This is a genomic window from Microbacterium trichothecenolyticum, from assembly GCF_030818955.1.
GTDB classification, from domain to species: Bacteria; Actinomycetota; Actinomycetes; order Actinomycetales; family Microbacteriaceae; genus Microbacterium; species Microbacterium trichothecenolyticum_B.
This window is the reverse complement of record NZ_JAUTBF010000001.1, coordinates 1,608,282-1,631,491: the sequence shown is the minus strand read 5'-3', so window position 1 is coordinate 1,631,491 and position 23,210 is coordinate 1,608,282. Positions and strand designations below refer to the sequence as shown.

At 68.6% G+C, this 23,210-nt stretch carries 20 protein-coding genes; 13 read left to right on the top strand and 7 right to left on the bottom strand.

The features are described 5' to 3' along the window. Nucleotides 1-16 precede the first annotated feature (16 nt). Entirely contained in the window at nt 17-955 is a 939-nt protein-coding gene (locus QE412_RS07765; RefSeq protein ID WP_307481906.1) for a glycosyltransferase family 2 protein, read from the top strand. Between the two features lie 59 nt (nt 956-1,014). Here QE412_RS07765 and QE412_RS07760 read toward each other — a convergent pair whose 3' ends face one another. Beyond that, on the bottom strand, nt 1,015-1,485 hold the full coding sequence (locus QE412_RS07760) for a hypothetical protein (protein WP_307481903.1): 471 nt from the start codon (nt 1,483-1,485) through the stop codon (nt 1,015-1,017). Nucleotides 1,486-1,531: 46 nt separating this feature from the next. On the opposite strand from QE412_RS07760, the gene QE412_RS07755 reads away from it, so the two are divergent. From QE412_RS07755 to QE412_RS07740, 4 genes are all read left to right on the top strand, one after another. Then, nucleotides 1,532-3,226: a glycosyltransferase family protein gene (locus tag QE412_RS07755; protein ID WP_307481901.1), complete on the top strand. Its 1,695-nt coding sequence runs from the start codon at nt 1,532-1,534 to the stop codon at nt 3,224-3,226. Between the two features lie 44 nt (nt 3,227-3,270). Then, entirely contained in the window at nt 3,271-4,509 is a 1,239-nt protein-coding gene (locus tag QE412_RS07750) for a glycosyltransferase family 9 protein (RefSeq protein ID WP_307481898.1), read from the top strand. 63 nt (nt 4,510-4,572) lie between these two features. Beyond that, the gene (gene rfaE2, locus QE412_RS07745; RefSeq protein WP_307481896.1) at nt 4,573-6,057 is read left to right on the top strand and encodes a D-glycero-beta-D-manno-heptose 1-phosphate adenylyltransferase; all 1,485 of its coding nucleotides are present in this window, start codon (nt 4,573-4,575) and stop codon (nt 6,055-6,057) included. Nucleotides 6,058-6,086: 29 nt separating this feature from the next. Further along, nucleotides 6,087-6,668: a D-sedoheptulose-7-phosphate isomerase gene (locus QE412_RS07740; protein ID WP_307481893.1), complete on the top strand. Its 582-nt coding sequence runs from the start codon at nt 6,087-6,089 to the stop codon at nt 6,666-6,668. A 13-nt stretch (nt 6,669-6,681) separates the two neighbouring features. Here QE412_RS07740 and QE412_RS07735 read toward each other — a convergent pair whose 3' ends face one another. Further along, nucleotides 6,682-7,269 carry a D-glycero-alpha-D-manno-heptose-1,7-bisphosphate 7-phosphatase gene (locus QE412_RS07735; RefSeq protein ID WP_307481890.1) on the bottom strand — a complete coding sequence of 196 codons (588 nt, stop codon included), beginning with the start codon at nt 7,267-7,269 and terminating at the stop codon, nt 6,682-6,684. 92 nt (nt 7,270-7,361) lie between these two features. Between QE412_RS07735 and QE412_RS07730 the strand changes: the two genes are divergently transcribed. The 7 genes from QE412_RS07730 to QE412_RS07700 all read left to right on the top strand — a co-directional run bounded on the left by QE412_RS07730 (nt 7,362) and on the right by QE412_RS07700 (nt 16,262). After that, nucleotides 7,362-9,137, top strand: coding sequence for a hypothetical protein (locus QE412_RS07730; protein ID WP_307481888.1), 1,776 nt, complete (start codon nt 7,362-7,364; stop codon nt 9,135-9,137). A gap of 216 nt (nt 9,138-9,353) precedes the next feature. Beyond that, nucleotides 9,354-9,773, top strand: coding sequence for a hypothetical protein (locus tag QE412_RS07725; protein ID WP_307481885.1), 420 nt, complete (start codon nt 9,354-9,356; stop codon nt 9,771-9,773). Between the two features lie 26 nt (nt 9,774-9,799). Then, entirely contained in the window at nt 9,800-12,469 is a 2,670-nt protein-coding gene (locus QE412_RS07720; protein WP_307481882.1) for an LGFP repeat-containing protein, read from the top strand. Between the two features lie 284 nt (nt 12,470-12,753). Then, the gene (locus tag QE412_RS07715) at nt 12,754-13,026 is read left to right on the top strand and encodes a hypothetical protein (RefSeq protein ID WP_307481879.1); all 273 of its coding nucleotides are present in this window, start codon (nt 12,754-12,756) and stop codon (nt 13,024-13,026) included. Then, nucleotides 13,023-14,150, top strand: coding sequence for a glycosyltransferase family 2 protein (locus QE412_RS07710; protein ID WP_307481875.1), 1,128 nt, complete (start codon nt 13,023-13,025; stop codon nt 14,148-14,150). Before QE412_RS07715 ends, QE412_RS07710 begins: the two co-directional genes overlap by 4 nt. Then, a complete protein-coding gene (locus tag QE412_RS07705; RefSeq protein WP_307481872.1) occupies nt 14,147-15,382 on the top strand; it encodes an acyltransferase family protein in 1,236 nt (411 codons plus the stop codon). Before QE412_RS07710 ends, QE412_RS07705 begins: the two co-directional genes overlap by 4 nt. A 16-nt stretch (nt 15,383-15,398) precedes the next feature. Further along, nucleotides 15,399-16,262: an NAD-dependent epimerase/dehydratase family protein gene (locus tag QE412_RS07700; protein ID WP_307481870.1), complete on the top strand. Its 864-nt coding sequence runs from the start codon at nt 15,399-15,401 to the stop codon at nt 16,260-16,262. Nucleotides 16,263-16,376: 114 nt separating this feature from the next. Here QE412_RS07700 and QE412_RS07695 read toward each other — a convergent pair whose 3' ends face one another. The 4 genes from QE412_RS07695 to rfbB form a co-directional block, all read right to left on the bottom strand. Next, on the bottom strand, nt 16,377-17,549 hold the full coding sequence (locus tag QE412_RS07695; protein ID WP_307481868.1) for an ABC transporter ATP-binding protein: 1,173 nt from the start codon (nt 17,547-17,549) through the stop codon (nt 16,377-16,379). A 62-nt stretch (nt 17,550-17,611) separates the two neighbouring features. After that, nucleotides 17,612-18,523, bottom strand: coding sequence for an ABC transporter permease (locus tag QE412_RS07690; RefSeq protein ID WP_307481866.1), 912 nt, complete (start codon nt 18,521-18,523; stop codon nt 17,612-17,614). A 75-nt stretch (nt 18,524-18,598) separates the two neighbouring features. Further along, entirely contained in the window at nt 18,599-20,008 is a 1,410-nt protein-coding gene (locus QE412_RS07685; protein WP_307481863.1) for a bifunctional dTDP-4-dehydrorhamnose 3,5-epimerase family protein/NAD(P)-dependent oxidoreductase, read from the bottom strand. 5 nt (nt 20,009-20,013) lie between these two features. Further along, entirely contained in the window at nt 20,014-21,012 is a 999-nt protein-coding gene (rfbB, locus tag QE412_RS07680; RefSeq protein ID WP_307481860.1) for a dTDP-glucose 4,6-dehydratase, read from the bottom strand. Nucleotides 21,013-21,095: 83 nt separating this feature from the next. Here rfbB and rfbA point away from each other — a divergent pair, with 83 nt between their 5' ends. After that, the gene (rfbA, locus tag QE412_RS07675) at nt 21,096-21,968 is read left to right on the top strand and encodes a glucose-1-phosphate thymidylyltransferase RfbA (protein ID WP_307481856.1); all 873 of its coding nucleotides are present in this window, start codon (nt 21,096-21,098) and stop codon (nt 21,966-21,968) included. Between the two features lie 24 nt (nt 21,969-21,992). Here rfbA and QE412_RS07670 read toward each other — a convergent pair whose 3' ends face one another. Further along, nucleotides 21,993-23,129 carry an NAD-dependent epimerase/dehydratase family protein gene (locus tag QE412_RS07670; protein WP_307481854.1) on the bottom strand — a complete coding sequence of 379 codons (1,137 nt, stop codon included), beginning with the start codon at nt 23,127-23,129 and terminating at the stop codon, nt 21,993-21,995. Between the last annotated feature and the right edge of the window lie 81 nt (nt 23,130-23,210).

Sequence of the window (23,210 nt, the reverse complement as noted above, 5' to 3'; positions counted from 1 at the left end):
CCCTAAGCTCGGACGCATGTCCGCACGCGTCGGGATCATCGTCCGCACCCGTCAACGTCCCGCTTTCCTCCGCCGTGCCCTGGCCGACATCGCGGCGCAGACCGCGCCCGGTTGGCGTGTCGTCGTCGTCGACGACGGGGGAGACGCGGCCGAGGTCGACGCGATCGTCGCCGCGGCGGGACTCGACGATCGCGCGAGCGTCGTGCACATCGCCCCCGGCGAGGGGGGACGCTGCATCGCCGCGAACACGGGCGTGCGCGCCCTCGACACCGAGTACGTCGTTCTGCACGATGACGACGACCGGTGGCATCCCGAGTTCCTCGCCCGCACGATCGACTGGCTCGACGCGCATCCCGCGCACGCGGCCGTGTCGGCGGCGACCGAGATCGTCTACGAAGAGAACCGCAGCGGCGTCTGGGTCGAGGTCGGTCGAGCCCCCTTCTGGGCGGGGATGACACGCATCTCGCTGAGCGAGATGCTCAGCGTGAACCGGGCCGTGCCGATCTCGGTGGTCTACCGGCGAGCGGTGCACGACGAGGTCGGCTGGTACGACGAGACCCTCGACGCCGTCGAGGACTGGGACCTGTATCTGCGCATCCTGCGCTCCCACGAGATCGGTTTCCTCGTCGGCGAGCCGCTGGCCTTCTGGACGCAGCGCCCCGATTCGGTGGGGGTCGACGCCAACAGCATGTTCGGCCTCGCAGTCGAACACGCGCGCGACGACGCCGTCGTCCGCGACCGCGCCCTCGCCGAGTGGGTGCACCGCGAGGGGCCGGGGCTGCCGCTGTACCTGTCGCGGCTGCAGGCCGAGGTGATCGCCCACGTCGATGAGGCCGTCGGGCGGCTTCGCCACGAGCTGCGCGAAGACCTGCGCCAGGACCTGCGCCGCGAGATCGACGCGCACCAGCCGCTGCTGTCGCGGCTGCGACGGTTCCGGCGGCGCCTGAGCCGCTGATCCGCCGCCCGTAGAATCGAGGGATGCGGCTTGGTCGTCTCCGGGAGAGTGTCCGTCGTTCACGAGATCTCCCCGTGGTCGGGCCGCTGGTCCGAGGCGCGGACCGTCTCTGGTGGGCGCGGACCATCCACCGCTCCCCGCTGGTGGATGCCGCGTACTACGCCGCCCAGCTCGGCATCCCGCGCCTGCCGCGTCCCCTCGCGATCGCCCACTACGTCGCGCGGGGCTTCCGCCGCGGGATGAGCCTGAACCCCCTGTTCGACGACATCGTCGCGGGCGGGGAGCTCCCCGAGGTCTTCCGGGTGCCCGCCCTGTACGCCTACCTGCTCAGTGAGCGCGAGACGGTGCGCATCCACCCCTGGTGGGATGCCATCGCGTACGGACGTGCACACGGTGAGGCCGGGCTCGAGCACGCCTGGGCGCGCCCGGATGCCGAGCTGCAGCTGTCGGCTGCGGGGCACACCCTCGACCTGACGGTCGCGGAGGTACGCCGCCGCGCGATCGTCGCCGCGCGCGGCTGGCGTCGGCACCGCGGATCCCGGGCGGGGGACACCTCCCGCCGCAGAGGTCGGCCTCGTGCGCCCGCTGCAGGCCCGCGACCGACGGTACGCGCGCAAGCTCGAGCAGGCCGCGGCGCGCACGCGTACCGACCGCGTGGTCGTCGCCCTCGTCGGCGTGGACGCCGCGCAGTGGGTCTCCGCGCACCTGCTCGCCGATCTCGTCCCCGCCCTCGGCCTGCGCGGGTACGGTTCCCGGATGTCGTGGCCGGCCATGCTCGCCGACGCGACGACGCATCTCCCGGTTGACATCGTCGCGGCCGTCGACCCGCGCGCCGAGATCGCCGACCCCGAGATCGACGCCCTCGTGGCGTCCGCACGGGGAGACGTCGCCGCGATCCCGGCCCAGCGCGCGCAGGACGGTACGGTCGCCGGTCTCGGAGCGGCCGAGACGGGGGGCCCTGCCCCCTGGCCGATCCTGGCGGACCACCCGGCGGAGGACCTGGACCCGCTCGACGACGTCCTGTCCGTCCCGCTCGTGCACGGACTCACCGTCGCGCTCGGCCGCACCGCGCTGCGCGACGTCCTGGAGGGCGACGCCCCCCGATCGGCGTCGGCGTTCGCGCGGGCGCTGCGGGCGCGCCTGGACGCGAGAGTGCTCACGAGCGTGCGCCCCGTGCTCGATGAGCCGCGCCTGGTGTTCGCCGAGCCCCGCGCCACCGGGACGGGATCTTCCCGCGACCGCTCCACAGCCGCGGACATCGTCACCGCCGCCGGCTTCGACGTCGTCTCGTGGCGCCCCGACGCGGCGGGAACGGTCGAGCCGGTGCGGCGCTGGCGGCGTCCCCACCCGGACGCGCAGCGGTGGGCCATCAAGATCTGCGCACCGGCGGGACGCCAGGGTGCGGTGTGGGGCGACATGCACTTCGCCCGCGGTCTCGCGTCGGCTCTGCGCCGTCGCGGACACACGGTCGTGATCGATGCCTTCGACGCGCGGGCGCGTCCGACATCCGTCCTGGACGACGTGAGCGTCGTCGTTCGCGGCCCCTACCGCATCGACCCGGTCGAGACGGGCATCACCCTGCAGTGGATCATCAGCCATCCCGACCAGATCACGCGGGCCGAGCTCGCGTCCTTCGACCGGGTGTTCGCCGCGTCCGAGAGCTGGTCGCGGAATGTGCGCGAGAAGTGGGGCATCGACGTCCGACCGCTCCTGGAGGGCACCGACGTAGACCTGTTCCACCCCACCGGCGTCGCGCGGACCGACGACATCGTGTTCGTCGGGACGGCGCGCGGCATCGCCCGCCCCAGCGTGGTGGCGCCGCTGCGGGCCGGCATCCCGGTCCGGGTCTACGGTCCGGACTGGCGCCCGTTCATCCCGCAGGCCGCGATCGCCGCGCGTACCCTGCCCCACGCCGACCTGCCCCGTCGCTACGAGTCCGCCTCCGTCGTCCTCAACGATCAGTGGCCGGCGATGCGCCGTCACGGCTTCATCGCGATGCGGCCCTTCGACGTCGTCGCGGTGGGCGGCCGGGTGATCTCGGAGCAGGTCGAGGGCATCGAGGAGATCTTCGGCGGCGCGGTCATCACCTACCGCGACGCCGAGCATCTCGTCGAGCTCCTCCGCGCCGACCCCGACACGCTGTTCCCCGACACCGCGGCTCTGGCGGGAATCGCGGAGCGCATCCGCGCCGAGCACTCGTTCGATGCGCGCGCCGCCGTCCTCGACGCCGCGGCCCGTGAGGTCGCGGGGCGATCGGCGACGTCGGGGTGAGCGCGCACAGGGAGTGCCCCGCACGGCCCTCTAAGCTCGATCCCGTGCGTTCTCTCCTCCGACGGGTCGTCTGGCAGATCAACGCGATCCGCCACCGTGACCCGCTGTCCCCGGCTGTCTTCGTCCGCCTCTTCGGGGCGCGCCGCCGACGTTCCTGGGATCCGACGGTCCGTCCGCGTCGGATCGTGGTGCTGCGCAGCGATGAGATCGGCGACACCACGACGAGCCTCGCCCTCTTCGCCGCGATCCGCGAGCACTGGCCCGAGGCGACGGTGCACTTCGTGCTCAAGCCCGGCCCCGCCACGATGTTCCACGCGACGCCCACGGTCGACCGCGTCATCGAGTGGACGCCCGTGACCGAGGGCTCCGCGCTCAAGCGCCAGATCCTCACCGCGCGTCAGGCCCTGCGGCGCTTCGGCCTGCGCGGATACGACCTCGCCATCCTGCCGCGATGGGACTTCGACGACACCCCGGTCCGCTACCTGGCGGTCGCCTCGCGTGCCCGGTCCGTCGTCGGTTTCGCCCCCGTGCCGGAGCGCGAGCCCGTGTGGTTCGGCCCGCAGGACCAGCTGCTGACCGACGTGATCTGGCGCGGGACCACCCCGCACCTCACCGTGGGCCAGCTGCGGCGTGTGGCCGAGTACCTCGGACTGCCCTGGCGCGAGCACCGTCTGCCCGCCATCGGCACCGGCCTGTTCGATGACGCCGACCTGCGTGCGGCGACCGAGAAGGCGGACCTGGGCGACACCCCCGGGATCGTGGTCGGTCTCGGCATCGGCGCGCGCGACGCGAAGCGGCAGTGGCCCGTCGAAGACCTCGCCGAGGTCATGCAGCGCCTGGCCGCCGAGCGCCAGGTCGCCGTCCAGATCCTCGGTGGCGGTGTCGACACCGAGCGCGCGCAGCAGCTCGTCGCCCTCCTCCGCGATCGTGGCATCCCCGCCGTCGACCTCGCCGGAAAGCTCAGCCTGAGCGAGAGCGCAGCCGCCATCTCGCGCTGCGACCTGTTCATCGGCAACGACTCGGGCCTGCAGCACATCTCGAGCAGCCTCGAGGTGCCGACGGTCGTGGTGACGTGCCACCCCGCCACCGGCTCTGCATGGAGCGACAACGCGCCCGAGCGCTTCGGTCCGTGGTCGAAGCGCAGCGCCCTGCTCCAGCCCGCGCGTCCCGCCGACGGGTGCACCGAGGAGTGCATCGCGCGCGAGGCCCACTGCATCCGCGCCGTGCGCCCCGACGAGGTGACCGAGGCCGTCGAGGGGCTCCTCCGGGAACCGGTCGCCTGAGTCCGTTACGCTCGTTCGGTCCGGCCGCCCGTCGGCTCGCTCGCCCCACGTCTGGAAGCCACCATGTCAGCACTGCCGTCGATCACCCCGCAGCACATCCTCGGCTTCGAGGGCGCGCGGGTGGTCGTCATCGGCGACGCGATGCTGGACCGCTACGTCGCGGGCGCCGTCGATCGCATCTCGCCCGAGGCGCCCATCCCCGTCCTCCGCGTCCGCCGCGATCACAGCGTGGCCGGCGGCGCAGCCAACGCCGCGATGAACATCGCCGCCCTGGGGGTCGAGACCACCCTCGTGGCCGCGTGGGCAGAAGACGAGGCCGGGCGTGAGCTCGAACGGCTCCTCGCCGGCGCGGGGGTCTCCGCGTCGCCCGTGCGGCGTGGGACGGCGCCCACGATCGAGAAGCTGCGGGTCGTGGCAGGGACACAGCAGATCGTCCGGGTGGACCGCGAGGACCTCGCCCCCCTGGATGCCGCCGGTGCCGACGCCGCGTTCGAAGCCGTCCGCGCGGCCCTGGGCGACGACGTCTCGCGCGCGGCCCTCGTGGTGTCGGACTACGCCAAGGGCCTCCTCTCCGACGAGCTCGTGGCCCGGCTGATCGATCTGGCGCGGGCCCACGGCATCCCGGTCGTCGTCGACCCGAAGTCCGCCGACATCCGCAAGTACCGCGGTGCCACCATCGTCAAGCCGAACTTCGCCGAGGCCCTGCAGATGTCGGGCCTGCGCGCCGACCAGCCGGACGAAGCGACCCTCGACACGATCGCGGAGCGGCTGCTGGTCGACGGCATCGCCTCCCTCGCGGTCTCGCTCTCCGCCGTCGGCGTCGAGGTGATCGAGGCCTCCGCGCGCACCCGTATCCCCACGCGGGCGAGGCTCGTCTCCGATGTCTCCGGGGCCGGTGACTCGATGATCGCGGGCATCGCCGCGGGACTGGCCTCCGGTCTCACCACGCTGCAGGCCGTCCAGGTGGGCAACATGGCCGCCGGTATCGCCTGCGGACGGCCCGGCACGGCCGTCGTGTCCAGCGCCGACCTCCTGAACGAGCTGCTCGTCGCGTCGTCGCCGGACGAGCGCCCCGGCACCATCGAGGACTGGGACGAGCTGGCGCAGCTCGTGGCCGTCGAGAAGGAGGCCGGCAAGACGGTCGTCTTCGCCAACGGCGTCTTCGACCTGCTGCACGCGGGACACGTCGCGCTGCTGCGCGAAGCGCGTTCGCTCGGCGACGTCCTGGTCGTGGGCGTGAACTCGGATGAGTCCACCGCGCGTCTGAAGGGCCCGACGCGTCCCCTGCAGCCCCAGGCGGATCGCATGAGCGTGCTCGAGGCCGTCCGCTACGTCGACTTCGTGACGGTGTTCGGCGAGGACACGCCGCGCGAGCTCATCCGCACGATCCGCCCCGACGTCATCGTCAAGGGCTCCGACTACCGTCCCGACCAGGTCGTCGGCGGAGAGGATGCCAAAGCCTGGGGCGGTCGCGTCCACATCGTGAACCTGCTCGACGGAGTGTCGACGACACGTCTGTCGCAGGGCCAGCAGGTGCGCCGGGGCTGAGGCCCGCGCGCCCGGAGGAAGGAACCATCATGGGTGTTCTGCAGGAGAACCTGCTCGAGAACGTGCAGCGCATGTCGGCGCTGGCCGAAGACGCCGCGTTCGGCGCTGCGTTCGATCACGCCGCGGAGGCGATGATCACCTCCCTGCGCCAGGGGGGCACGCTGCTCGCGTGCGGCAACGGCGGCTCGATGACCAACGCGCAGCATTTCGCGGAGGAGCTCACCGGACGCTTCCGCGGCAACCGTCCGCCGCTGCGGGCCATGGCGATCTCCGACCCGTCGCACCTGACGTGCGTGGCCAACGACTACGGCTACGAGTACGTCTTCTCGAAGTTCGTCGAGGCATTCGCCCGTCCCGGCGACGTGCTCCTGGCCCTGTCGACGAGTGGGAAGTCGCCGAACGTGCTCCGCGCGGCCGAGGCGATGAAGGCGGCCGGCGGGGTCGTCGTGGCCTCCTCGGCGACCGCCGACTCGCCGCTCGGCCAGGTCGCCGACGTGACGATCGCGCTCGGCTCGAGCCGGTGGGCCGATCGCGTGCAGGAATCCGAGCTCGTCGTCATCCACTCGCTCATGCAGGCGATCGAGGACGGGTTCGGCTACTCCGCGCCGTGACGACCGCTCCCCGTCACCTCCGGCGGGCGGCCTCGAGCGACGCCGCGAAGGCCGCGAGGTCTGGGTGGGTCTCGTCGGCGCGCTGGTCCACTTTTTCGCCGATCCGGACGGTGTGGCATCCGCCCGTGATGGCGGCGAGTCGGTGTCCCATCTCGATGTCGGAGTCGGTGTCGCCCACCATGACAGAGGCGGCACCGACCACCTCGGGGTGGGCGTCGAGGTAGCGGGTCGCCATGCCCGGTCGCGGTTTGCGGCACACGCACCCCGCCGCGTCGAGGTGAGGGCAGAACTCGATCGCGTCGATGCGTCCCCCGGCCGCGGCGACGGCCTCGGTCATTTGTGCGTGGAGCGCGACGAGATCGTCGAGGCTCATCAGTGCCTTGCCGATGCCTTGCTGATTGGTCACCACGACGATCCGGGGTGCCCACGTCGCCAGCGCAGCGAGGGCATCGAGGGCGCCCGGGACGAAGGTGAACTCGCTCCACGAGCGAACGTACCCGCCCATGATGCGCGTGTTGATCACGCCGTCGCGGTCGAGGAAGAGACACCAGTTCGTGCCGGCGTGAGCATCGGCGGCGGCGGGAGCTGTCGTGGGCAGCATGGGTCGAGCCTACCCGTGGGCGCTCGGATGGCGGCGGGGGCGGCGTCGGCAGCCGTTTAAGCTGGAGCGTTCTTCGAGGGAAGGGGCAGGGCATGATCGTGCGATTCAGCACGGCCATACGTGCGCGTCGCGAGCTCATCGGGGCTGCGGTCGTCGTGGCACTGATCACGGTCGTGATCGCATCGGGGTCGTTCTTCGATCGCGACGACCTGTTCTTCGCGGAGTACTTCCAGATCAACCCTCCCACGCCGGAGATACTGGTGCGGTCGTGGTTCGGGCATCTCATGCCGGGCTACATCGCGAGCGTGATCGTCCTGCTGAAACTCTTCGGTCTCTCCTGGCCCGTCGCTCTCACGTTGACGGCGCTCATCCACACCGGTGCCTTCGTGGCCCTGGTGCGCTGCCTCGACGAGGTCGTCGGCGCGGTCCGCCTCAATCTCCTCGCCGGGATCGCCTTCTCGTTGTCGCTCGGCCCCATCATGGTGCGGCTGTGGTGGGCGGCGACGCTCAACAACATGCTCGCTCTCGCGCTGGGGCTGGCCGTCCTGGGATGCGCGACCCGCTGGGTCGTCCGGCGCCGGACGCGACACCTCGCTGCGGCGCTGCTCCTCTACGCCCTCGCTCTGACGATGAGCGAGAAGAACCTCTTGTTCTCGGTGCACATCGCGGCATGGTGCATTTTGGTCGTGTGGCGCGGTCGTCCCCTTGGTACTCGCCTGGTCGACATGCTGCGCACCTGGCCGCTATGGGTGGGCCTCGGCGTCCTCTCCCTGATCGATGTCGTCGCCTTCCTCGCAGGGCCCTACGTCGAGGAGTCCGGGTCGTCGCCGAGTGTGGCGACATCGGCAGAATTCGTGCTGCACAACGTCGTCGGTGCGCTCATCCCGTCGCTCTTCGGCGTCGACATGGTCGATCAGACGACCTCCCTGCTCGATCCGCGCGTGGTGGCGACGTGTCTCCTCGTGGCCGTCGTCGTGGTCTGGACGATCGTGCGGGTTCGCTCGACGGCGGGCGTGTGGGTCTTCGCCCTCGTCGCGGCCACTGTCAACGCGGCGGTGCTGTCGCGGCGGGCGGACCTCGTCGGCGTCGCCGCGGGCCGTCAGCTGAGGTACCTGTTGGAAAGCTCCGCGCTGGTGTGGCTCGCGATCGGCGTGGTGACGGTCGTGGTGGTGACGGCGTCGCGAGGCGCACCCGCCACGCGTCGGGCACGGCGGCCCGATGCGCGCCGCCGCCGTCTGCGCGCCGTGATCGGTGCGGGCGCGGTCGTCGTGGTCGGGCTCTCCGCCTGGTCGTGGGCCGCGGGAGTCACCCGTGCGATCACCTCGAGCGGAGGGCACGCCGCGCGTGAATGGGTGGGTGAACTTTCCGAGACGCTCCCGCGATCCTCGCCCGCGCCGCTGATCGACTCGCCTCTTCCCACACAGTTCGCCATACCGGAACTGCACCCGTACGACATGGTCGCGCCGCTGCTGCCGAGCCTCGGCTGGACCGACGTGCGGACGACGAACGTTCTCGAAGGGGCGTGGGTCGTCGGGCAGGACGGACGAGCCGGGCCCGCGACGCTGGCCTCGCCCGATGTCCAGTTCGCCGGGGAGAGGTGCACGGACGGGAGCACCTTCGTGTCCCTGCCCGAGGTGCGAACGGGGGGCCGCACCTTCCTCGTTCTGGATTACTCGCAGTCGACGGCCGACATCGTGACCTTCCACTACACGGGGGGATGGACGACCATCGACAAGCCCGCGGGCAGCGGTCGCGTCGTCGTGTACCTGCCGAACGTCATCGATGGCGACCTCGCCGTCAACCCGCAGGGAGGCACGCTGTGCGTCGACGCCCTGACGGTCGCGGATGTCCAGCCCTCGGGAGAGTGAGGCGGCCATCGGGCTGTGAGAGGCCTCTGCAATCAGCATCGTGTCGCTGTATGCGGTCGCCCTGTTTACCTCGATACTGAAACCATGGGTAACAGTGCAAGGATGATCGGTCGATCGCGCCGTGGGCATCGACTCTCTCCGGCGTCCGCAGTCCTTGCGACGTCTGCCCTTGTGCTCGTGCTCGCCGGATGCGCGACGCGCCCCGGTGGGGCGACGATGAGCCCGTCACCCAGCGATGAAGTCACCGCTACTTCCCCCTCGAGCGTCTCGCCCTCTCCGGTTCCGACGGATGCGGAGCCTTCGCCGCTGCCCACCGACCCCGCTCTGCCCGATCCGTCGCCGACCTCGGAGGGGGAGGCGAAGGTGACGATCGTGAGCTCGGGAGCCGACGGCCAGAGCATCTACGCCTCTGGACTGGTCACGGGCGGTGTGGCTCCGGGCGGGACGTGCACGTTGACCGCCACTGCGGCGGACACCGTGCTGCGCGCTCAGACGGAGGCACAATCCACACCCGCCGCGATCAACTGCGGCCTGATCGAGATCGCCGCACCGGCCGGCGCCTGGACGCTCATGCTCACGTACGAGACGGGTTCGACGCGCTTCGACTCCGAGCCCGCCACGGTGCGACAGCAGTGAGCGTCGCGTCGCGCAGACCGCCCGCGGTGGACCGGCGCATCGGCGTCGTGGTCGTGGCGCTCGTCGCCCTGCTCTCGGGTCTGCTCGTGGCCGTCGCTCCCGCGGTGCCGTCGCCGGCCTCGGCGGCGAACGCCGCAGATTTCCAGGACGGGTACTTGATCTCAGATCGTAACTTCCTCGACTCGGGTTCGCTGACCGTCGACGAGGTGCAGTCGTTCCTCAATGCGCAGGTGCCGACGTGCCGGGCCAACGACGGCATGCCGTGTCTGAAGGACTACGTCGCGCAGTCGACACCGTCCCTTGCTGCCAACTCGTACTGCTCCGCCTTCCCCGGCGGAACGATGAGCGCCGCGCGTCTCATCGTCACCGTCTCGCAGGTGTGCGGCATCAGTCCCAAGGTCATCCTCGTCATGCTGCAGAAGGAGCAGGGGCTGATCACCGACACCTCGCCGTCGCGTGGGCAGTACAGCGCGGCGCTCGGGCAGGGCTGTCCCGATGGGGGCGTCGGTTGCGATCCCGCATTCGCCGGCTTCTTCTACCAGATCTACGGCGCGGCGCGGCAGTTCCAGATCTACCTCAAGTTCCCGAAGTCCTTCAGCTACCAGCTCGGCTGGAACAACATCCTCTACCAGGCCTCGCCGCCCGACACCTCAGGGCGGTGTGGGACGAAGAGGGTCTTCATCCAGAACGACGCGACGCGCGCGCTGTACGTCTACACGCCGTACACGCCCAACCAGGCCGCGCTCGACAACCTGTACGGCACGGGCGACTTCTGCTCCGCGTACGGGAACAGGAACTTCTGGCGGCTCTACACCGACTGGTTCGGCAACCCCGTGGGCGACCGGGTCACGGGGGAGTACGCCGCGGTGTGGCAGGCGCTCGGCGGCTCCAGCGGCGTCCTCGGCTCGCCGACCAGCGACGTGGTCTGCGTCGCCAGCCGTTACTGCCAACAGTCGTTCCGCGGCGGGACTATCTTCTGGTTCCCCGGTCGGGGCGTCTTCGGCGTCCCGACGGTCGTCGAGACGATGTGGCGCAACCTCGGCTTCATCGACGGCGCGCCCGGTTTCCCCACGGGCGTGGTCGTCTGCGCCGCCGATGGCACGTGTGCGCAGTCCTTCGACGGCGGCGTCATCGCCGCCGACTCGAGCGGAGGCTCGCTGGTGGGCCGGCATGTCGAGGATGCGTGGCTCGCCGCCGGCGGGGTGGCTCTGGGCGGCGCGCGTGGCCCAGAGTTGTGCTCGAACGGGACCGACTGCGCCCAGCTGTTCGCCCGCGCGGCCTTCTACTCCTCCGCCAAACGGGTGCTCTCCGTGACGGGAGCGATCTTCACCGCGTGGAGCGCCGCGGGGATGTCGAACGGCCCCTCGGGCTTTCCCACCGCGAACGCGGTGTGCACCTCGGCAGGGTGCACGCAGACTTTCAGCGGTGGGCTGATCGTCTCGTCGGGTGACCGAGCCCAGCCGGTGCCGTTGCCGATCGCCGCGAAGTTCACCGCCATCGGAGGGCTGGCGACCACCGGAGCCCCGGTGAGTGCGGCGACGTGCTCCTCGTCGACTTCGTGCTCGCAGCTGTTCGACGACGCGCGGATCGACACCTTCCCTGACCGTGCCGCGGTCGCCACGACGAAGGGCTTCCTCGACACCTGGGCGGCGTCCGGTTTCGAGAAGGGCCTGCTGCGACGTCCGATGTCGGACGCGTCGTGCTCGTCATTGACGTGTTCGCAGCCGTTCGAGGGCGGTGTGCTGGTGGGCACTCCGTCTGCGGGCGTGGTGGCGGTGTTCGGTGCGTATCTGGATGCGTGGAAGGCGTCGGGTGGCGAGAAGGGCTCGTTGGGTCTGCCGACGGGCGCGGATTCGTGCGACCGGAAGAGTTGTTCGCAGGCGTTCCAGCGCGGAGTGCTGGTGTGGACGCCGGCGCGTGGTGTGCTGACGGTGTCGAGCTGGTTCTTGTCGCCGTGGCAGGCGAAGGGGGCGACGTCGGGTCTGTTGGGCGCTCCCACGGCGAATGCGTCGTGCTCGTCGCTGACGTGTTCGCAGCGTTTCCAGGGCGGTGTGCTGGTGGGCACTCCGTCTGCGGGTGTGGTGGCGGTGTTCGGTGCGTATCTGGATGCGTGGAAGGCGTCGGGTGGCGAGAAGGGCTCGTTGGGTCTGCCGACGGGCGCGGATTCGTGCGACGGGAAGAGTTGTTCGCAGGCGTTCCAGCGCGGAGTGCTGGTGTGGACGCCGGCGCGTGGTGTGCTGACGGTGTCGAGCTGGTTCTTGTCGCCGTGGCAGGCGAAGGGGGCGACGTCGGGTCTGTTGGGCGCTCCCACGGCGAATGCGTCGTGCTCGTCGCTGACGTGTTCGCAGCGTTTCCAGGGCGGTGTGCTGGTGGGCACTCCGTCTGCGGGCGTGGTGGCGGTGTTCGGCGCGTATCTGGATGCGTGGAAGGCGTCGGGTGGCGAGAAGGGGTCGCTGGGTCTGCCGACGGGCGCGGATTCGTGCGACGGGAACAGTTGCTCGATCAGCTTCCAGCGGGGAATCGTCGTCTGGACGTCCGCGCGCGGAGCCATCACGGTCGCACCTCCGGTGTTCGACGCCTGGCAGGCGGCCGGCGGTGTCAGTGGGCGGTACGGCCTTCCGCTGAGCGGTGCCACCCGCAGCGGGAAGACGATCACGCAAGCGTTCGAGCGTGGAAACATCACCGCAGCAGGGTGACGGACGTGTTCGGCGCCCGCCGGCCGTCGGCCCGGGCGGTCCGCGAGGGCGCCGCGGCGGCGGCGCCGAAAGATGCCGCGACACGGGATGGTAATCTGGGGCGCACGGGGCGGGAACGTCGCGCGGCCCCTCAGGGGGCACGCCTTCACCGCCTCTTCCCGTCCGTCGCCGTACTGCGGGAGACGTCGCGTGGTTCGACAAGACCGTACATCCGGTGGGCGGGTTCCGTTCTCGAAGTGGGTGTCGGGTGCCGTCCGCGCGTGAAGCACAAACGAGAAAGGTACGTGTCGATGGCGCGTGGTGAAGGTTTGACGACGAAGGTCGTGGACGGGGTGTCCCTCGAACGGGCGCTCCAGGACGCCGAGGTCGCCAACAAGCGCGTGATCGAGCTCACCCGGGGACTGCTCGAGCGTGAAGCGCAGATCGAGAAGCTGCAGATCGAGATCGTGTCGCTGAAGCAGCTGATGGATCCCCGCCGCAAGGTGGAGCACGTGTTCCGCAAGAACCACGCTCTCTACGTCATGGCACGCCGAGCACGAAGGATGATGGGCCGGTGACCCCGGCGACCACCCCGCGAATCCTGCTCGCCGTTACGTTCTACAACGGTCGTGACTTCGCTCGTCGGACACTCGAGTCCATCGCGCGCCTGGATCGTACGGGCTTTGAACTCGACGTGCTCGTCCTCGACGACTGCAGCCCTGAGCCGGGTTTCAGCGACTACCTCGATGAGGTCTCGCGCGAGTTCGGCGCGCTGTACTACCGCTCGCCGCGCAACCTGGGCATTCCGCGCAACGTCAACCTCGGTCTGGCGACGGCGCAGAAGCTCGGCTACGACTACGTCATCATCTCCAACTCCGACGTCATCTACTCCCAGAACGCGGTGAAGGTCCTCTTCAACGTGATCTCGTCGTCTCCGTCGGCCGCCTCCGCGACGGCGTGGTCGACCAATGTCGACCCCTACTCGCTGCCCAACGGTACCGAGATGTACATCGAGACCCAGGAGGTCGCCGACGCGATCGGCGAGGCTCTCAGCGATGGCTTCGGGGCCGAGGCGCTTCGCATCCCGGCGGGTATCTCGTTCGCGATGATCGTTCCCGTCGCGGTGCTCCCGACCGTCGGACTGATGGACCCCGTCTTCGGCCGCGGTTACGGCGAGGAGTCCGACTGGTCGGCCCGGGCCACCAACGCGGGCTACGAGCACCTGCTGGCGCTAGGGTCATTCGTCTACCACGCGGGTCGGGGCTCGACGCTCGCCGCCGGGGTGGTCTCGCAGGCCGACATCGCCGACTGGAGCAACCAGCACATCGTCAACCATCGCTCGCCGATGTTCCGGTGGGCCGTCGACGGGTTCTTGCGCTCGCACGTGCTCGAGGAGGCGCAGATCGCCGCTGCGCGCCTGCTCCTCGTCGCCGCGGCGGCCCGGTGGGGCTACGTCGTGATCGACGGTGCGCGGGACTGGGAAGATGCTGACGAGAAGGTGGTGTCCGTCGCCATCCGATCACAGGCAAACGAGATGTGCACGGCGACGTGGTGCGGTTTCACCGTCGAGATCGACACCGACACCATCGATGTGCTGGGCGCCATTCGCGACTACTTCGGTGGTGCCGAGCCGCTCTCCACGAACATCCCCGCCGCGACGTGGGAGGGCGCCGAAGAGTTCGGCTATCCCCTCGGCGTGTGATCGCGGTGCGCAGCCTGGGTGAGGTGTTCGACCCTCGTCACAACTCGATCGGGTTCCTCCGATGGGCGATGGCCTTCATGGTCATCTTCTCGCACGCCGGCCCCATCGCGGGCATCTTCGGTGGCGTCGACATCGGTGCGCAGTGGGGCGCCGAGACCTCTCTAGGAGGTGTGGCCGTCACGGGGTTCTTCTTCCTCTCCGGGATGCTGATCACGCGGAGCATGGTGCGCTCGCGCTCACCGTTCCGCTATCTATGGCATCGCGTGGCGCGCATCTACCCAGCCTGGTTCCTCATCCTCGTGGTGACCGCGTTCCTGCTCGCCCCGCTCGCGTGGCATCACTCCCAGGGAACCTTCCAGGGCTACCTCTCCTTCCCTGACAACTCGCCATTGACGTACGTCGCGAACAACTTCACGCTGGTGCTGAAGCAGTGGGGGATCGCCGGTACGGGCGCGAGCACGCACGCTGTGCAGCTGGGGTACGACACGTGGAACGGGTCGGCATGGACCCTGATGTACGAGTTCGCCTGCTACCTCGGCATCCTGGCCCTCGGGGTCATCGGGGCGCTGCGCGCGCGGATCGTGGGTGCGGTCGTGGCGGGAGGCCTGCTTCTGCTCAGCACGTTCCAGGCCCTGCACATCGGCGACCTCGGCTCCGTCGTCCAGACGTTCTCGAACCCGCAGGTGCTGCAGTTGGTGGCGCCGTTCGCATTCGGCACCCTCGTGCAGCTCTATATCGACAAGGTTCCGTTCGACGACAGGCTCGGGATCGCGATGCTCCTCATCGCGGCACTGTGCTGGTGGCGCGGGGGATGGTTCCTGTTCGGGCAGTATGCGTTCGCGTACGGGCTCATCTGGTTCGGCACGCGGGTCACGGCGCTGTGGCGCTGGGATCGTCACGCAGACCTCTCGTACGGCATCTACATCGCCGGTTGGCCGGTGATGTTCCTCCTCGCCGAGTACGGCCTGCCCGAGCGCGCCGGCGGCTTCGTGTATCTGCTGGTGGTCATCGTGCTCGTGCACATCTACGCCTACCTCAGCTACATGCTCATCGAGAAGCCCGCGCTCGATCTGAAGAACTGGATGCCACGCTGGCTGGCGCGGATTCTCCGCGTCGATCCCGTGGTCCCGAGCGGTGGGGGAACGGGCATCCTGGCGCGCACGCGCTTCATCCCGCTCGTACTCCTGCTCATCGTCACGGCGGTTCTCGTCGTCGTCGGCGTCGTACGGTAGAACGCAGGAGGTCGTCGTGAACGAGATCGTGGTCGTCACCGGTGCCGGCGGTTATGTCGGCCGACATGTCATCCGCGCGGTCTCCGAGCTCGGATACGCGCCCGTGGCGGTGGTCCGGCAGCGCCGCGGGGGCGACTTCGACGATGCGGTCCGGGTCGTCGAGGCAGATGTGCTCGACCCGGCGTTCGAGATCTCGAGCATCGCCCCCACCGACCGCATTGCGGCTGTCATCCACCTGGCGTGGCAGGACGGGTTCGTGCACAACGCTCCCTCTCACCTCGAGCGTCTGTCGGATCACTACCGGTTCCTCACCGGGCTGGTTGCGGCCGGAGTGACGCGTGTTGCGGCGCTCGGGTCGATGCATGAGATCGGTTACTGGGAGGGGGCGGTGACGGCGGACACGCCGACGAACCCGATCACCCTGTACGGCATCGCGAAAGATGCCCTGCGGCGCTCGGCGATGTTGAGCATCGGCGAGCGCGCGCAGTTCGTCTGGTTGCGCGCCTACTACATCCTCGGAGATGACCGCCGCAACCGGTCGATCTTCGCCAAGATCCTCGAGGCCACCGATCGGGGGGAGACGGCGTTTCCCTTCACCACGGGACGCACCCTGTACGACTTCATCGACGTCGGCGAGCTCGGTCGTCAGATCGCGGTGGCGGCGACCGCGGACGGCTTCACCGGGATCGTGAACGTGGCATCGGGGGAGCCGGAGTCGCTCGCGAGCCGCGTCGAGCGCTTCATCGCCGAGAACGGTCTCGACATTGCCCTGCGCTACGGGGCGTTCCCCGATCGACCGTACGATTCCCCCGGCATCTGGGCGGACGCGACGGCTATCGCGGACCTCATGGCGCGGTCGCCGTTCGCCGCGCGCTCCTGAGGAGAGAGGCCGGCCCGACCCGGTGCCGGGCGTGCGCTGCAGCGAGAGCGGTGCGGCGGGGGCACGGGGCCCGCGCGCCTGACGTACTGGCGCTCTCCTGGAGCCCCGTGTCGTTCAGTGACCGCCGGTCGCGGAGCCCACGACGTCGATACGCATGTATCCGGTGGCTCGGGGATCGAACTCCACGTTGAAGGAGGTTGCCTGCATGATGTTGTGCAGGTCATTGCCGTGGCCGTCGATGAGGGTGGCGTTGATGAAGTACTTGCCGCCCGCGAGGGGCGGATCCTTCAAGACGAACGATACTTCCGCCCGGCCCTTCATCGGGTCGACGGGAGTCTTGAGCCAGTCCGTGCCGGTGACGAACATCTTGTGCCCCATGTGGTCGTCGATCTGCACACGGCATCCCCACTCGTCCAGACGCGCCGACGCGAGGGTGAGGCGGATCTCGAGATCGTCGCCGGGCTGCAGCGGTTCGCCAGGAGCCCGTCCGACCACGACCGCGCTGACGCTCTCGACAGATCCTTGCACGCGCGGGGTATGAGGGTCGGCTGCATCACGCTCTGCGACCCGTCGCTCCTCGAGCAGATCGCGGAATCGGGCAACGGCGGTGGAGGGCTTGCCGTCGAAGAGCACCTCGCCCTGATGAAGCAGAACGGCGCGGCCGCACAGCTCCACGACTTGATCGAGGGAGTGCGTGACCAGGATGATCGTGCGTCCCTCCTTCTGGAAATCGCGGATGCGGTCCATGCACTTGCGCTGGAACGCCTCGTCGCCCACGGCGAGAACCTCGTCCACGAGCAGGACGTCGGGATCGGTGTGCACGGCGACGGCGAAAGCGAGGCGCACGTACATCCCCGAGGAGTAGAACTTCACCTGTGTGTCGATGAAGTCGCCGATCGACGCGAACGCGACGATGTCATCGAACTGCGCTTCGGTCTCTTCCCGGCTGAGCCCGAGCACGGAGGCGTTCAGGAACACGTTCTCGCGGCCCGTGAGGTCGGGGTGGAAACCCGCGCCCAGCTCCAGCAGGGCGGCAAGTCGTCCCCGTTCCTCCACGGAACCGGAGGTCGGGTCGACGATGCCGCCGATGACTTTGAGCAGGGTGCTCTTGCCGGAACCGTTGTGGCCGATCAACCCGATCGTTTCGCCGGCATAGATGTCGAGGTCGACGTCGCGCAGCGCCCAGAACTCCTTCTTGTGGCGCCGGCCGGCACGACCGAGCGTGACGACGCGCTCCTTGATGGAGGAGTCCTTGCGAATCGTGAACTTCTTCGACACGCCGCGCATGCGAGCAACCTCGGGGCGAGGGGCAGCCTCGGAGAAAGGAACGGGGGGAGTCATCATGAGGTTCAGAGTTCCTGGGCGAAGTTGCCCTGCAGGCGGATGAAGACGCGGTGGCAGGCGAACATCAGCGCGAGCCCGATGACCCCGGCGATCCCCATGCGCAGGAGCAGATCGCCCGGCCATTCCGCCGTGTCGCCGGCGACCCAGAAGGCACGCTGGAAGCCGAGGACGGCGAGGGTGAGCGGATTGTTCGTGTAGATGTCGAGAACGACCGACGAGGGGATGAGAGTCTTCGCCATCTGCCAGGAGTACACGATCGGGCTCGCCCAGAACAGCAGCATCGTGATGACCTCCACGAGGTACTGCACATCGCGGAGATAGACGTTGACCGCGCTGAAGAGCAGGGCGAAAGCCGTCCCGTAGATCACGATGAGCGTGATCGAGGGGATCGCGTACGCCAACTGCGGGTGCAGCGGGGGCTTACCCACGAGGAGGGTCGCGCCGATCAGGACGATCAACTGGATGCCGAAGTTGAACAGCGCCGATCCCACACTCGAAAGCGGGAACACCTCCCGCGGGAGGTAAACCTTCTTGACCAGACCGGCGTTGGCGAGCACCGAGGCCGTTCCGCCGACCACGATCTCGGTGAAGAGACCGATGGCCGACAGGCCCGCGAAGACGTAGACCGCGAAGTCGGGGATGCTCTTCGCCGCCTGCAGGAACTGCCCCATGACGACGAAGTAGACGGCCAGCTGGATCAGCGGACGGATGAGCGACCAGAAGAAGCCCAACGTGGAGTCCTTGTACCGCGCCTTCAGGTCGCGACGGACGAGGAGGCCCAGCATCTCGCGGTGCGAGAAGATGGCGCGGATCGCTCCCCACCACGCTCCGCGACCGTTGACGGCTCCGACGGGCTTGAGCGGGGTCTCGGCAAGCCGCTGAAGGCGAAGCGTAGCCTCTTCATGTGCGCGTGACATCGCTTCGATCCTACCGTGCGACTCTCGACGGGTCGCCTGAGGGGAGCCGCGCGGGCGGTCGGACGCCGAGATGCCCTACACGGTGAGAGCGCGGAGATACTCGACGAGGTGCTGCTGCCAAGGTGCGCCGAGCTCAGCCATTCGAAGCACGCTGTTGCGGGGGCGGGGCGCGACCGGTCCGGGCGCGCCGGCGGCATACTCGTCGGTGCTGATGGCGGTGACGCGATCGGGATCGTGTCCGGTCAACCGGAAGACCTCTCTGGCGACGTCGTACCAAGAAGCCGGTTCGCCGCCCCCGGTGAGGTTGTGGATGCCGTAGGGGGCACGCGTCTCCAAGAGGCGCCGGATGCCGGCGGCGACCTCGGACGCGAAGGTGAGACGGCCGAACTGGTCGTCGACGACGCGGGGGTCCGCTCCGCGCGTGGCCATCCTGGCCATCGTCCGGACGAAGTTGTCGCCGTCGCCGACCAGCCAGCTCGTGCGAACGATGTAGTGACGCGCAACGACAGACACGATGGCCTCCCCCGCAGCCTTGGACTGTCCGTACACACCGAGGGGTGTCAGCGGGTCGCTTTCGGCGTACGGAAGATCCTTCCTGCCGTCGAAGACGTAGTCGCTCGACACATGGACCAGGGTGATGCCTTCTGCCGAGGCGATACGGGCGAGCGCAGCCACCGCTGTGACGTTCGCAGCCCAGGCGGCGTCGCGCCCCTCGGGCGTCTCGGCGACGTCGACGTTCGTGTAGGCGGCGGCGTTGATGATGGCCCCGTAGTCGCGCCAGCGGCGCGCGGTCGCGAGATCGGGGGAGGTCAGATCGAGCTCGGCTCGCGAGGCGTACTCGATCCACGGGTGCGTGCCGAACTCCTCGCGCAGTGCCCGACCGAGCTGTCCGCTCGCGCCCGTCACGAGGATCTTCTTCGGCGGCATCGGGACGACGTCCGCGAGGCGCGGATGGTTCTTGTCCTTCGCGCTGATCTCGACCTCGTCGAGGGGGATCGGCCAGGCGATGGCGGCGGTCTCGTCGGCGAGGTTGAGGAACGTGTACGTGGCCTCGGGCGACCAGTGGTCGTTGACGAGGTAGGTGTACGCGGTGTCGGGCTCGAGCGTCTGGTAGGAGTTGCCGACGCCGCGCGGCACGAAGATTGCTGTCGAGGGATCGAGTTCGGTGGTGAACACGGCTCCGAACGAGTCGCCTTCGCGAAGGTCCACCCACGCCCCGAAGATTCGTCCCGTCGCGACGGAGACGTACTTGTCCCAGGGCTCGGCGTGGATGCCGCGGGTGGTGCCGACGGCATCGTTGAACGAGATGTTGTTCTGCACCGGAGCGAAGTCGGGCAGGTCGATGCCGGCGGCGGTCATCTTCTCGCGTTGCCAGTTCTCTTTGAACCATCCGCGTGCGTCGCCGTGCACGGGCAACTCGAGCACGATCAATCCCGGGATGGGGGTCTCGCGCACCGACAGCACCTTTCCGAACTCGATGGTCATCGCGTTCACTGCCCCTTGCTGGCGTAGAAGGCCTCGACGCCGTCCTTCGTGGGTGCCCACCAGGCCTCGTTGTCGCGGTACCAGCCGATGGTGGCGGCCAGTCCCGACTCGAAGTCGCCATAGGTGGGTGTCCACCCCAACTCGGTGCGGAGCTTGGTGGAGTCGATCGCGTAGCGGAGGTCGTGTCCGGGGCGGTCGGTGACCAGGTCGTAGGCGTCTGCGGGCTGGCCGGTGAGCTGCAGGATCAGCTCGACGACGGTCTTGTTGTCTTTCTCGCCGTCCGCACCGATCAGGTAGGTCTGGCCGATCTCGCCCTTGTCGAGGATGGTGAGCACCGCCGATGAGTGGTCATCGGCGTGGATCCAGTCGCGCACGTTCTCGCCGGTGCCGTAGAGCTTCGGGCGAATTCCGCGCAGCACGTTGGTGATCTGGCGGGGGATGAACTTTTCGACGTGCTGGTAGGGGCCGTAGTTGTTCGAGCAGTTGCTGATCGTGGCGCGCACGCCGAACGAACGCACCCACGCCCGCACGAGAAGATCGGATCCCGCTTTCGTGGAGGAATACGGCGAGGAGGGGTTGTACGGCGTGCTCTCGGTGAAGCGGGCGGGGTCGTCGAGCTCGAGGTCGCCGTAGACCTCGTCCGTCGAGATGTGGTGGAACCGCACGTCGTGGCGCCGGGCGGCCTCGAGCAGCGTGTAAGTGCCGATGATGTTGGTGTCGAGGAAGGGCCGCGGGTCGTGCAGCGAGTTGTCGTTGTGCGATTCAGCCGCGTAGTGCACGATGGCGTCGGACTCGGCGACGAGGGGATCGACCACGGCGGCGTCGGCGATGTCGCCCACGACGAGACGAACCCGATCCTCGGGCAAGCCGGTCAAGGAGGCGCGGTTGCCGGCATAGGTGAGCTTGTCCAAGACGGTCACCGAGTGATCGGTGTGCGCCACGACGTGGTGCACGAAGTTGGAACCAATGAAACCGGCGCCACCGGTGACGAGAAGACGACTCATATCGTTCAACATACCGGCGTGCTCCGTCGGCCTCGGAGCGGGTCGGATTGGCGCTCGACCTGCGGTGGGGGAAACTGGTGCCCATGCGCGGAATCATTCTTGCGGGCGGCACGGGCTCGCGACTGCACCCCATCACTCTGGGTATCTCGAAGCAGCTCGTGCCGGTCTACGACAAACCGATGGTCTACTACCCGCTGTCGACGCTCATCCTCGCCGGCATCCGTGACATCCTCATCATCACGACGCCGCAGGACTCCGAGCAGTTCCAGCGTCTGCTGGGGGACGGGTCGCGCTTCGGCATCTCGCTGACCTACCGCGTGCAGCCCTCGCCGGACGGCTTGGCGCAGGCATTCCTCCTGGGCGAAGAGCACATCGGTTCGGATTCTGTTGCGCTCGTGCTCGGAGACAACATCTTCTACGGTCAGGGCATGGGAACGCGGCTTCGCCAGTACACGGACCTCGACGGCGGGGTCGTCTTCGGGTACCGCGTCGCCGACCCCACGGCGTACGGCGTCGTCGAATTCGACGCCGACGGGCGCGTCGTCTCGCTGGAGGAGAAACCTGCGAAGCCGAAGAGCGATTACGCCGTGCCAGGCCTCTACTTCTACGACAACGACGTCATCGACATCGCGCGGAACCTGACCCCCTCGCCCCGCGGCGAGCTCGAGATCACCGACGTCAACCGTACCTACCTGGATCAAGGACGCCTGCAGGTCGAGCTGCTGCCGAGAGGGACCGCGTGGCTCGATACAGGCACCTTCGATTCACTCAGCGAGGCGACGGAATTCATCCGCACCGTCGAGAAGCGACAGGGGCTGTCGATCGGCTGCCCCGAGGAGGTCGCGTGGCGCATGGGATTCCTCTCCGACGAAGAGCTCCGCGACCGCGCAGAGCCTCTCGTGAAGAGCGGTTACGGCGCCTACTTGCTCAAAGCGCTATCGCAGGGCCGCGACTGACGACGTCACGGGGCCCCGGGGCGATCACTTCAACAGCTTGCGGTGCGCCATCTCGTCGAGCGAGCGCTGGTACGAATCACCCTCGACCGGTTCCGTGAGCACCCAGTCCACGAATCGTCGCACACCCTCACCGAAGGGCACATTCGGTGTGAATCCGAGGATCTCGGTAAGGCGAGTGGTGTCGGCGACGTTGTGGCGGATGTCGCCGAGGCGGTAGTTGCCCGTTACCCGAGCCGGAACCTGGATGCCGAAGGCCGTCCTCAGGGAATCGACGACCTCGAGCACCGTGGTGGCGCGCCCCGATCCGACATTGAAGACGTGTCCGGCGGCAGCGGCGGAGGTCGCTGCCAAGAAGGTGGCCTCGACCACATCGTCGATGTAGACGAAGTCGCGGCTCTCCTTCCCGTCCTCGAAGATGTTGATCTCCTTCCCCTGGCGGATCAGGGTCGAGAAGATCGACAGGATGCCGGTGTACGGGTTCTTCAGGGACTGGCCCGGTCCGAAGACGTTCTGATACCGCAAAGCGACGGCTTCGACACCCAGCGTGGGAGCCACGGTGCGGACCAGCGATTCCTGCATCTGTTTCGTGATGCCGTACACCGAGGACGGATGGAGCTTCGCGTCCTCGTCGGTGGGGACGAGAGCCAGCTCCCCCTCGCCCTCCAGGTGGACTTCGAAGTCCCCGCGGGACATGTCGGCATCCGTGCGGTGAGGGGGATAGACCGTTCGTCCGTCCTCCGTTCGGTAGGCGCCTTCACCGTAGATCGATCGCGACGATGCGATCACGACGCGGCTGACCTCATGCGATTCGTTGGCGAGCAGGTCGAGGAGCTTGGCCGTGCCGCCCACGTTCGTTTCGACGTACCTCTCGATCTCATACATCGATTGCCCCGTACCCGTCTCGGCAGCGAGATGCACGACGATCGTCGCGCCCGCGAGGGCGGTACGGAGGTCATCGTCGTCGGTGACCGACCCGTGGTGGACGTTGGCGATGCCATCGAGGGACGCGAGAAGCGGTGACGTGTGCACGGGGTCGGGGCCATGGACCTGAGCGATGAGAGAGTCGAGCACGGACACTCGATGCCCGGCCTCGACGAAACGTCGAGCGAGTCGTGATCCGATGAATCCTGCTCCGCCGGTGATCAGGATGTGTTCGGGCACGCAGGACTCCTGGCGGTCGATGGATGTCGCCGGTACGGCTCGACGACTCATCGATTCTAGCGATGCGTGTTCGAGCTCCGT

What these genes read in the sequence shown, in the direction of transcription:
- rfbA (WP_307481856.1), top strand. Translation starts at nt 21,096, where the DNA reads ATGCGCGGAATCATTCTTGCGGGCGGCACGGGCTCGCGACTGCACCCC.
- QE412_RS07735 (WP_307481890.1), bottom strand. Translation starts at nt 7,269, where the DNA reads ATGCTGCCCACGACAGCTCCCGCCGCCGCCGATGCTCACGCCGGCACG.
- QE412_RS07725 (WP_307481885.1), top strand. Translation starts at nt 9,354, where the DNA reads ATGAGCCCGTCACCCAGCGATGAAGTCACCGCTACTTCCCCCTCGAGC.
- rfbB (WP_307481860.1), bottom strand. Translation starts at nt 21,012, where the DNA reads ATGAGTCGTCTTCTCGTCACCGGTGGCGCCGGTTTCATTGGTTCCAAC.
- QE412_RS07740 (WP_307481893.1), top strand. Translation starts at nt 6,087, where the DNA reads ATGGGTGTTCTGCAGGAGAACCTGCTCGAGAACGTGCAGCGCATGTCG.
- QE412_RS07690 (WP_307481866.1), bottom strand. Translation starts at nt 18,523, where the DNA reads ATGTCACGCGCACATGAAGAGGCTACGCTTCGCCTTCAGCGGCTTGCC.
- rfaE2 (WP_307481896.1), top strand. Translation starts at nt 4,573, where the DNA reads ATGTCAGCACTGCCGTCGATCACCCCGCAGCACATCCTCGGCTTCGAG.
- QE412_RS07730 (WP_307481888.1), top strand. Translation starts at nt 7,362, where the DNA reads ATGATCGTGCGATTCAGCACGGCCATACGTGCGCGTCGCGAGCTCATC.
- QE412_RS07695 (WP_307481868.1), bottom strand. Translation starts at nt 17,549, where the DNA reads ATGCGCGGCGTGTCGAAGAAGTTCACGATTCGCAAGGACTCCTCCATC.
- QE412_RS07685 (WP_307481863.1), bottom strand. Translation starts at nt 20,008, where the DNA reads ATGACCATCGAGTTCGGAAAGGTGCTGTCGGTGCGCGAGACCCCCATC.
- QE412_RS07765 (WP_307481906.1), top strand. Translation starts at nt 17, where the DNA reads ATGTCCGCACGCGTCGGGATCATCGTCCGCACCCGTCAACGTCCCGCT.